Annotated in this window: 13 protein-coding genes and 1 tRNA gene; 9 read left to right on the top strand and 5 right to left on the bottom strand. The window is 36.4% G+C overall.

All coding sequences use genetic code 11. The features are described 5' to 3' along the window. The first annotated feature begins 258 nt into the window (after positions 1-258). Positions 259-2,118 (top strand): molecular chaperone DnaK, encoded by a 1,860-nt coding sequence (gene dnaK, locus HE1_RS01570; RefSeq protein WP_084490901.1) that lies wholly within the window; start codon positions 259-261, stop codon positions 2,116-2,118. A 277-nt stretch (positions 2,119-2,395) separates the two neighbouring features. On the opposite strand, the gene HE1_RS06360 is transcribed toward dnaK, so the two are convergent. Further along, on the bottom strand, positions 2,396-2,695 hold the full coding sequence (locus HE1_RS06360) for a hypothetical protein (RefSeq protein ID WP_052567194.1): 300 nt from the start codon (positions 2,693-2,695) through the stop codon (positions 2,396-2,398). 196 nt (positions 2,696-2,891) lie between these two features. Here HE1_RS06360 and HE1_RS09905 point away from each other — a divergent pair, with 196 nt between their 5' ends. The 7 genes from HE1_RS09905 to HE1_RS01550 all read left to right on the top strand — a co-directional run bounded on the left by HE1_RS09905 (position 2,892) and on the right by HE1_RS01550 (position 5,612). Further along, a complete protein-coding gene (locus tag HE1_RS09905; RefSeq protein WP_278243082.1) occupies positions 2,892-3,014 on the top strand; it encodes a hypothetical protein in 123 nt (40 codons plus the stop codon). A gap of 165 nt (positions 3,015-3,179) precedes the next feature. Next, complete coding sequence (locus HE1_RS08675; RefSeq protein ID WP_162531170.1) at positions 3,180-3,368, top strand: hypothetical protein; 189 nt, start codon at positions 3,180-3,182, stop codon at positions 3,366-3,368. 6 nt (positions 3,369-3,374) lie between these two features. Further along, positions 3,375-3,578, top strand: a complete 204-nt coding sequence (locus tag HE1_RS07975; protein ID WP_162480155.1) for a hypothetical protein — start codon at positions 3,375-3,377, stop codon at positions 3,576-3,578. Next, positions 3,538-3,753, top strand: coding sequence for a hypothetical protein (locus HE1_RS01560; RefSeq protein WP_035543990.1), 216 nt, complete (start codon positions 3,538-3,540; stop codon positions 3,751-3,753). The genes HE1_RS07975 and HE1_RS01560 overlap by 41 nt, the downstream gene beginning before the upstream one ends. Before the next feature lie 93 nt (positions 3,754-3,846). Next, positions 3,847-4,020: a hypothetical protein gene (locus HE1_RS08670; RefSeq protein ID WP_162531169.1), complete on the top strand. Its 174-nt coding sequence runs from the start codon at positions 3,847-3,849 to the stop codon at positions 4,018-4,020. A gap of 89 nt (positions 4,021-4,109) precedes the next feature. Continuing rightward, positions 4,110-4,292 (top strand): hypothetical protein, encoded by a 183-nt coding sequence (locus HE1_RS01555; RefSeq protein ID WP_035543988.1) that lies wholly within the window; start codon positions 4,110-4,112, stop codon positions 4,290-4,292. Between the two features lie 84 nt (positions 4,293-4,376). After that, the gene (locus tag HE1_RS01550; protein ID WP_035543983.1) at positions 4,377-5,612 is read left to right on the top strand and encodes a hypothetical protein; all 1,236 of its coding nucleotides are present in this window, start codon (positions 4,377-4,379) and stop codon (positions 5,610-5,612) included. Positions 5,613-5,735: 123 nt separating this feature from the next. Here the strand turns inward: HE1_RS01550 and HE1_RS06355 are convergent, their stop codons facing one another. The 4 genes from HE1_RS06355 to HE1_RS01525 form a co-directional block, all read right to left on the bottom strand. Further along, entirely contained in the window at positions 5,736-6,116 is a 381-nt protein-coding gene (locus tag HE1_RS06355) for a cytidine deaminase (RefSeq protein WP_006296477.1), read from the bottom strand. 41 nt (positions 6,117-6,157) lie between these two features. After that, positions 6,158-6,244, bottom strand: a tRNA-Ser gene (locus HE1_RS01540). Positions 6,245-6,344: 100 nt separating this feature from the next. Next, a complete protein-coding gene (locus HE1_RS01535; RefSeq protein WP_035543980.1) occupies positions 6,345-7,064 on the bottom strand; it encodes a TlpA family protein disulfide reductase in 720 nt (239 codons plus the stop codon). A gap of 577 nt (positions 7,065-7,641) precedes the next feature. Then, positions 7,642-9,489, bottom strand: coding sequence for an ABC transporter substrate-binding protein (locus tag HE1_RS01525; protein ID WP_162531168.1), 1,848 nt, complete (start codon positions 9,487-9,489; stop codon positions 7,642-7,644). Between the two features lie 307 nt (positions 9,490-9,796). On the opposite strand from HE1_RS01525, the gene HE1_RS09555 reads away from it, so the two are divergent. Next, entirely contained in the window at positions 9,797-9,922 is a 126-nt protein-coding gene (locus tag HE1_RS09555; protein ID WP_306301903.1) for a hypothetical protein, read from the top strand. Positions 9,923-10,313 lie beyond the last annotated feature (391 nt).

The following is a 10,313-nucleotide window of genomic DNA, read 5'->3' as shown; positions in this document are numbered from 1 at the left end:
CGCCTTTCTATTCATCTTTGTATTCATACTTCACAAGGGGACTCAGGTGGATCAAAGATAAACTCTTATTCTTTGATTTCAGCGATCTTTTAAACTACCTGAAAAAAAGTGAGGGGGAGTATGCACTGTTCGATTAAACAGCTCTTTGTTTTGCGTATTAACGGTTTGTATCTTAACCCTGAAATAGCATTAATTACTCTTGTCTCGTTAGATATTTATTGGTACAATAGACATCAAAGTTTGGCTGGGAAATACACTATGGGAAAAATTATCGGAATTGACTTAGGAACAACAAATTCTTGCGTTTCTATCATGGAAGGGGGAAAGGCTATAGTTATAGAAAACGCAGAAGGGAATCGGACAACCCCTTCTGTCGTAGCGTTTAGCGCTTCTGGGGAACGACTTGTTGGCGTTACTGCAAAACGTCAAGCTGTTACGAATTCAAAGCGTACTTTTTACGCCGTAAAACGATTAATTGGAAGACGCTATGACGATCCTTTGACACAAAAAGATCAAAAAATGGTTCCCTATCCTATTTGCGCTCTAGCAAATGGAGATGCAGGGGTGTCAGTAGATGGAGAACAGTATACGCCTAGTCAGATCAGTGCCTTCATTTTACAAAAAATGAAGGCTTCTGCTGAAAACTATTTGGGAGAAACAGTAACAGAGGCGGTTATTACCGTTCCTGCCTATTTTAATGATGCACAAAGACAGGCCACAAAAGATGCAGGAAGAATTGCTGGATTGGATGTAAAGCGTATTATTAACGAACCTACTGCTGCTGCACTTGCTTATGGAATGGACCGAGGAAAAGAAGGAGTAATAGTTGTCTATGATCTAGGAGGGGGAACTTTTGACGTTTCTATTTTAGAAATAGGAGGGGGCGTCTTTGAAGTAAAGGCAACCAATGGAGACACTTTTTTGGGTGGAGAAGACTTTGATCTTCGAATCATTGATTATTTGGCAGAAGAGTTTAAGAAGACAACCGGAATAGACCTTCGGAAAGATCCCTTGGCGTTGCAACGTTTAAAAGACGCTGCAGAAGAAGCAAAGAAAACGCTTTCAAATACTGTAACCACTGATGTTAATCTTCCTTTTATTACAGCAGATGAGACAGGTCCTAAACACTTGCATGTTACTCTGAAACGTTCTACCTTAGAATCATTAGTCGCTGATTTAATTGAGCGTACCATAGAGCCGTGTCGTGCCGCCTTAAAAGATGCGGGAATTAGTATATCCGAGATTCAAGAAGTAATTTTGGTGGGGGGAATGACCAGAATGCCTCGGATCATTGAAAAAGTTAAGGATTTTTTTGGAAAAGAACCCCATCGTGGAGTAAATCCAGATGAAGTGGTCGCCATGGGAGCAGCCATTCAAGGGGGAATTTTAAGAGGGGATGTAAAAGACGTTTTGCTTTTGGATGTCACCCCTCTTTCCCTTGGAATCGAAACCTTGGGAGGTGTTTTTACGCGTTTAATTGAAAGAAATACTACAATTCCTACAAGAAAATCTCAGGTTTTTTCTACTGCAACAGACAATCAAACTTCAGTAAATATCAGAGTTTTTCAAGGGGAAAGAGAAATGGCAGCAGATAACAAACTGTTAGCACATTTTGACCTTATGGGAATTACTCCTGCTTCCCGCGGTATTCCCCAAATCGAGGTTACTTTTGATATCGATGCAAACGGTATAGTGAATGTTTCCGCCAAAGACAAGTCTACAGGAAAAGAGCAGCAAATTCGCATCCAAAATTCAGGAGGAATTAGCGAAAAAGAAATAGAGCAAATGGTTCAAGATGCAGAACGTCATAGAAAAGAAGATGCGCACAAGCGTCGTTTAGTAGAAGTTCGCAATCGTGGAGAAAGCCTTGTGTACGAAGTAGAAAAGCAAGTAAAAAATCTTGAAGCGCATCTCCCCGAAGAAGAAAAATTTCGATTAGAGCAAGAAGTAAAAAAAGTTAAAGAACTTTTGGAAAAAGACGATGTGGAAGCGATAGAATCTAGTGTACAAAACTTAGAAACAGAACTTACAAAACTTATGGAGCTTTCTAGCAAGCACCCCCCTTCTGAAGAAAACAAAACGTCTTCAGAAGATGAGTCAAAAAACACAGAATCTTAAGCGTCTTATATCTCATAAAAAAGAAGCTCTGTTTTAAGAAATACAGGCTTCTTTTTGTGAAGAGCTTTAAATTTTTTATATCAAATAGCGACTAAATAATAATTGAAGCCAAGTGGGGAGCGCCAAGAAAATTTACAGACGCTTCGTCATACCGCGGGGCAATGGCGCGGTATTGCTTTCAGTTTAGAAAAAAAACTCTCAATCAAATGACGGGATTTAAAGATGTTTGTCATAATATGAAGGCTTTAAACGGTTCTTTTTAGGGGGAATAACGGCCTTACGCCATTTTCTTTAAATTTTTGCTTTCATCGACAAGCACTCCATCAGCCTTCACGAGGCAATCTATCAACGCATCGGCGCCTTCCAAGTCATGTATCTGACCTTCTGTAAGGTAAAAAGCAATTGGATTTCTTGTGGGATTTCCTTGAGTCATCCCACATTGCTTAGATCTTAACGCTAAACCTCCAGCAAAACATCCAATAACCTGGTTCTCGTCTTTTTTTAGAACCGTGTTGATGGACGTGCACAATCTTTCATTGCGTACTTTTTGTCTAGATTGTCCTTGGATGTAACGCACACATCTCCTTGTTTTCCAGGAAAAAGATTATTTTTCTTATCCTAATGATTATCACGAAATCCATAACGTCTGAATAAAGAAGATTTATGATAAAAAGACCAGGCGATATGGTAAGAAATACGAACAGATCAAAAAAATATCAGAAGAAAAATTCCACAGGTTGACAGGAGTTAAAAAGGGTACATTTTATAGAATAGTGAGTGTTCTTCAAGAAGAAAAAGTTAAAAAGAAAGCTAAGCATAGAAGATCGTCTTTTGATGGCCCCCCTAATATATCCAAAAATGCCGCACATACTTTTACGTCAAAAGTTCCGGCGTAAGTAAAAGCACTGTATAGGATACGATTAAGTATCTTGTTTTGCGCTTCCTGGGTGCTGCTAAAAAGTGATAAATTATAAAGGTATACTAATAGAAAGGATCAATAATCGTAATAATAAACAAAAGTAATTTTATTCAGGAAAAAAAAGCTCGCTATAAAAACACAAGTGGTAGTAGATAAAAAACACATTGTGTCATTGACGCGGCCGACGAGATCTATGAAGATGTTGTTTCAGGTTTTGTCGAAAAAATTGCACCATACTCTTGCAAAACTCTTTGGCAGAGACCATACTCCCCCTCACTTTTTTGAAGGGTCTTTAAAAGATCTGAAAGAAAGGCTATTTTATTACAAATAAACAACAATGTTTAATGCAAATGAACCTCTCATCCTTAATATATTAGCTTTTCACAATTCCCGCGCAGAGACTTTTAAAACCTTCGTACTTAGTATGATCGATCAGCGAAAGGTTCAGCATCCTGCGCTGATCCACAAGATGAACGCTCCACCTTCAATAAAATCCAAGCTTGAACGCATCAGGCGTTTTTTTAAAAGGACAAGTAATTGATTCTGGACTCTTCTCAAAAGCCTTGATATCAAGCATTTGGGAGCAAGTTCCTAAAATGCATTTAATGCTCGATCGCACCAATTGGAAGTTTGGAACGCAGAATATCAATTGCCTCGTACTAGCTGTTAGAGTTGGAAAGATTACATTTCCTTTGTTTTGGAGTAAACCAATTTAAGGAAATCTTTGGGTTCGATAAAATTCTCTCCTTTTCAGCTGATCGCGAATTTGTGGGCAAAGATTGGATCACTTATTTGTGTGACTTATTTGTGTGACTTATTTGTTTGACCATAAGATCCCTTTTTTTATCCGTATAAAAGATAATTCATTGGCCAACTTTGGCACCTCTAAAAAGTCTTTGAAGGATTTTTTTACTCACCTAAATACGGACGAAAGCCGCCATCTGTATAACATGCTGGATGATCCTAGGGGGGGCCGTAGGTAAAAAGATTAAAGAGTGCCTTGTCATTTGCTTAAGATAAAGACCGGGTACTAAACAAACAAAGATGGGATATTGAACGGCTGTTCAGAACTATGAAAACGCAAGGGGTCAACCTTGAAAATACCCCTATGAAAGATTTGGGAAGAGTTTCCAAACTTGACGATTGTCGCTATTGCTATTTTATACGCTTCTATAACGAACCTTACACAAGAACACAAGGGGACTCAGGTGGATCAAAGATAAACTCTTATTCTTTGATTTCAGCGATCTTTTAAACTACCTGAAAAAAAGTGAGGGGGAGTATGGATTTTTTTCATAAATTTTGTAAGATAATAAAACGGATTTACGAATATTTTATAATGAGTGTTAAGAAAACTGTTACAATTTGGATGATGTTGGGAGTGTGTTTTGTTAGCCTAGCTCAATCTCATTTAGATCCTTTATCTCAAAAACTTCGCAATTTTTTAAGTTGGGTGTACAAAAAACAACCCGAACTTTACGCTTCTTTGCAACAACAATCCGATGAAGCGTTAGAAATATGCAGTGCAAAGCTTGCAAACCACATTATCTATGTGCAATCCGTAAAAAACTCTAGCGATATGTACAGCGCCAACCGTAAAGCTGTCTATCAACGTATCTTGTTTCAACTTATGAAGAATGACCAAGAAGAGCAAAAAAAGATTTCTCCCCCTTCTGTGTCTTCAAAAAACGAATCAAAAGATCAAGAAGATATTCAAGAAGCCCCAGAGCTTGCTTCTTCTTTTGATGTGTCAGAAGCTCCTCAGGAGATTGGAAGTTTTGTGCTTCGGCAAGAACTAAGAGACAGAGAAATAGACAGGGAGCGCCGAAGTGAGCGCATTCTTCAACGCCCTCAAGAAAATTCTCACAATAAAAAGACACTACACTTGTTGATAGAAGCAATATATGATGAAATTTTTCATCGTGTTTATTTGTTCACGCGATACGCACAAGCTTTGTGCTTTCAAGATTTGTGTGTAGAAAAAATTCAAACGATTCTTTCTTCTTCTATGGAAGATTTTATGAAAATTAAGCACTTAATGCCCCTTTTGCATACGTTAGAAAAAGAGAACACGAGCTATGCCCACAAAATCATTTCTGCCCAAGAACCAAAAGAATCTTTAGAGATGCTTCCATTTGCCCTTCCGGGAGTTTGTGCGTCAAATTGGATTAAAGATTCTAAACATGCTGCTTTGCTTGAAAATGTTTTAAAATTGTACCCTGATTCTTTGGAAAAAAAGCGTATCTATCACGCATTGTGTATCGCTTTTTTAGCACACATGATGGGAGAAATGGCAATTCGCTCAGACCCACCCCTTTCCATCTTGGCATTAATGCTAGATGCATCGGAAGAACTTCACCACAACTGGGATACAGAGCGATTTAGAAACGTTCTTTTGAACTGGCCAGAAAATGATATCACTTCCCCTATTTTAATAAAGCACTTGAAAAAACTAGCCCATATAATCCCAATTGCGTTAACTGAAAAAAAGCAATGGGAGATTATTGCAAAGTCTTGCGAAGAAGAGTATAAAAAAATTACGACAATCGTTCAAAAGGTTATTAAAAATTTTTGATTTAGAAGAGCGTTAGTTAATTCTTTTAAACGTCATATGTTATTAAAGAAAATTTTTCTAAATCTTCTTTTTATACGATTTATACAACCTACGCAGTATTTTTCATTTTAAACATAAAAAATTTTAGCTGTACCGTATAGGATAAAGCGCATCTAAAGAATATCCTTGAATACACAAAGAAGGGGAAGCAAACTCTGACAGCAATTGCAAGCAACTTCCACAAACTCGAATGTTATGAGGGGATCCGTTCTTTTCTGCGATAACTCGAACGTTTTTAATACGAAAATCAGGACCGCAATGAATTAATGCATTCACAACCGCCGCACGTTCTGCACAAATGGATAACGTATGACAAGCAGATTCCAAATTACACCCATAAAACACCCTATCGTCTTCTAACGTAATTTCCGCTGCAACTTTTGTTTTCTTAGCTTTAGCATTTTTTAGTACTGCTTTCAACGCATCGTCAAAAACAGAAAAGGAAGAGCAAGTCTTAAAGTTCATAAACCTTTTTTTTTAAATCATACATTTTAATCATTTTACCGCGGATAGAGTGGGATTTGAACCCACGAAACGCAAAAACGTTTGCCGGTTTTCAAGACCGGTGCTTTCAACCGCTCAGCCATCTATCCTATCTTTTCATTATAAACGAATTTGGAACAAAATACTACTCCCCTTTTTAATCCACGAGGTACAAAACAAATTTTATTCTTTCAAAATTTTTAATTTTTTTTATGAGTGCACTCGTTGTTTGGAACTCAATTTCTTTGTAGTTCTATTCGTTTTGTTGCGCTTAGGATGTAATTTTCCTTGAAAAGGTTCTACAAACTTCTTAAGCTTATCTATAACAGAAGCGCTATCCCATTCCTTTGCTCCAATCCCTTTCCACAACATTTTTCCCGTTGTGTCAAACAAGAAAAAAGCAGGAACACTTTCAATACTGTGCTTTGCCAGAAATCTTTGATTATCGCTTTCTGTTCCTTTGCCCTGATTAACGTAAAACAAAGGAAGCTCAGAAGTAATTTCGTTTGGCCCATCTATTGCAACGCAGACAATTTTTAAATTAGGCATGGACTTTGCTAAGCGCTCTAAACTGGGAAATTCTTTTAAACAAGGCCCACAAAACGATCCCCAAAATATCAACAAAACTGGCGTTTTTCGAGAGTATTTTTCCAAACTTAAAGGCGTAGAATTTTCCATAAAAGAAAAACGTAACCCCTCGTACAAAGAATGCGCCACTGCGACTTTTTGTCTTGGTTTTTTAGTGAAAAGTTTTTTTTTAAGTGGCTTTGAGTCCATAACCTCAGGAACATCGCTCAAATCTTTTTCTAAACTCTCTGTAAAATCTATGGAAGAGTCTTTAGAACTTTTTGCGCTCTGAAAGCACAAGAACAGCAGAGCAGTACATAGAACCTTAGATCTTAATATTTTTTTTATTGTTTTTTTTTTCATCATGAACTTTTATTCTTTCTCTGTCTAATATATCATAATGAAAAATTAATCTCAAGCAAACCCGTGAAAAAGATAACCTTTTGGATAACATTTTTGTGGAAAATAAGAGCTATAGGCGTTCTTATTGTGAGTATACTTTTGTTGGAATGCTGCGGAATGAAAGGAAAATTGTCCCCAAAAACTCCTGACCACTATCCGCGTTCTTATCCAAATAAATCAAAGCAAGTAAAAAGAAAAAAACAAAACACCTGCCAATAATTCTATTTTAAAATTTTTCGAATACAATAAAGAAAGTGAATCGTTTCTTAGAAAAAATGACTAATATTATCGATTTGGATTTTTACAGAAATTTCAATATCGTGCTCACTATAGAAGAATCTGATCTTATGAGCTTTTGCTATTACATTCAACCTTCTTCTAGAGCGCAGTGCGATCAAAAATCGCAAAAAGATCAATGAATAGTTTAATTTTATTTTTTACTTAAAAATTTACTGAACAAGTAAGGCGTGTAGGCGCTTGATAAAAAAAGGAAAGGGATGGTATTTAAAAACTGTGGATATGATTCAGTGCCTTGCCCTTATTTTGGAGAAATCCAGCAAGAAGTTTCAGAAGAAAAGTTAAAAAAGTAATCAACGGGCTTAGGCACTTCAACGCGCCTCCAGTGTGCAATAATTTTTGTATCGTAATAATGCAAGGGCAAAACATAACACCCTAACTTAAGAAGGTGGTCCAAAATGCGCAACCATAACGTATACTTTTCTTGGTCGTTCCAAAAAACCATTATTTGTTTACACGCAAAGTCGATATTGGGGTCTTGAATCCCTGAATAATTTTTTCCCTGAGGCCCTGCATGTTCTGAAGTCCAGTAGCTAATTTGTTCTGCACCAGGGGAAAGAGTCCCTCGACGCTCTGCCACTATTATATCAAAATCTTTCTTAGAAATTTTTTGATAATAAGCGGTTTCATCTACTTCTTTTACTAAAGCTTCAATTCCAAAATCTTTCAGATAGATAGAAAAGCGTTCAGCCCAAACTTTTTCTTCTTTTTTTTTCGTTATGATCACAAAACGCATAGGGGTGTTATTTTTTTGCAATATTTGATTTTTCAGGCTCCATCCTGCACGTTTGAAGTGATTAAGAATTTCTCGCTTGTTTTGAAGTTTCGGTGTCGCGATTTGCGTAATCGGAACTGGAAGACCTAAAAGCGCTTTTTGCTCTTGAAGAGTCAAAGCGTTTAAACATGCGTAAGGCGTTCCTTGAAAAAAACTTTGAATTCGGCGAGCACGTTTTCCAACTATTCGTCGAAAGTCAGAAAATTTCAAGTCAAATATAGCACTTATTCCTTGCCTGAGACGAATATCTTTAAATAAAGGAAGCTGAGCATTGAAAAAAAAACCCTTCATTCCCACAGGCTGTTTGTGATTTACGGTATGAATCCGAATCTTGTTTTCAAAATTAGCTGAATAAAAATAAAGATCCCATTGTTCTGGATTATCCTCTTTCCACAAGTCTATCTCTTTTCTTAAAAACGCTGAAAAAGCACTTTCTTTGGTAATAAACCGCTTATATTGAATTTCATCCGCATTGCTAATTCCTTGAAATTGTGGAAGATCTTTTCCCCAGAAGTCCTTAACTCTTTCGTAAATTGTAATGGTGTCTGTATGACGACAAAGCCGATAAGGGCCGCTTCCTGTCAAAGGGGTCATAGAATCTTCATTCCCGTTTCGCCAGCTGATATCTGCTTTAGACAATATTGGAAGCCCAGCAAGTACCAAAGGAAAATCTGGCTCATAACCAAGTCCAAACTGAGCACTTTCTTTTATAGGCTTCATATAAAAAGTAATGGTTTGAGAATCTTGCACAAGAATACTTTTTACTTTTTCTCCAAGTTTTTTACGATAAAAAGATCCGTAGCGAAGAAAATACTCAAATGTTGCCAGAACATCTTGTGCTGTTATGGGGGTTCCATCGTGAAATTTAGCCTTTGGGTCTAAATAAAACGTAATCCAAGAATTGTCTTTAGCTTTTCTAATTTTGTTAGAACAATAAGGAATCATATGAAAAGCACATCTCCAACACCGCATCATCAAAGATGCAACAGCTGAATTGGGCTCATGCACTGAAAAAATCCCTGGTGGAAAATTAAGAGACACGAATGGATTTAAAGAAATAACAGAAGGAGAAACGGTTGATAATCGTAAAATTCCTCCCTTGGGAGCTTTGATATTGACCAATGTGTGAAAATGAGGATCACTATTTACGTGATACCCATTAAAATTTGTTCCTTCTTCAAAATCATCCAAAGATACGGAATCTAAATTTAAGGAAGAAAAAAAATTTAAATCACCTGTTTTAATATCGCTCAAAGACATTAACGTTTTTTGTGTAACGCTTGAATTTTTTTTTTTTATTTCTGATGCTTTCACACCTGAATTCGTTATTCCAATTATGATAGAATAAGTGATGTATTTTTTTATTTTTCTCATCGATAAGGCTAACTTGCTTTAAAACATTTTGAAGGAATTATAAAAATAATATAACAAAATATAATCCTTATAGCAAAATATAGCTAAAATATCATAAAAAAATATGGCAATGGAGCTGGATAGCGTTATAATTATGTAATTATTATATAATTAAAGTTATGACGACATATTCTAAATAAAGATATTTTTTTAAAAATAGTAAAGGAATTCTTTTAAAAGTCTCTAAAAATGATTGTATGTAAATTTTGTGAATGTTTTGATTGCTTTAAAATCGGTTTTGTTCGAGGGGGAAAGCGGTACGAATGTAAAAAATGTGGAAAAAATTTCACGAGGTGTGCCCGAAAAAGACAAGCTGAACCCCCTTGCTTTATAATCAAGCGGTCTTTCAATGAACCGAATTGCGCAACTTTTGGTGTCAGCGCGAGCGCTGTTTTGAAGTGGGCGGGCACCTTAGGATCAAGGCTATGCGCCAAAATTGAGCTATACCCAGAAGACAACGGTATTGTCATGGAAGTCGATGAATTTTAGCATTATTTAAAAAAAAAGAAGCAAAAATTTGGATTTTTAAAGCTTGGAATTTTAAAGTCCAGGATCGTGCTGGAAAACTGCTCATCGATTGGGAATTTGGTGATCGCTTGAGTCAAACATTCAAACGACTTTTTGAACGATTAAAAAAATGGAAAATTTTATTTTATTGCAAAGATCATTGGGCAGGTTTTAATAAAATTATTCCAATCCCCCACCCCTTTCAGGGAAAAGATAAA

This window comes from Holospora elegans E1, from assembly GCF_000648275.1.
Taxonomy (GTDB): Bacteria; Pseudomonadota; Alphaproteobacteria; order Holosporales; family Holosporaceae; genus Holospora; species Holospora undulata_A.
Note: the sequence above shows the minus strand (reverse complement) of the source record. Positions and strands in the feature narration are given on the sequence as shown.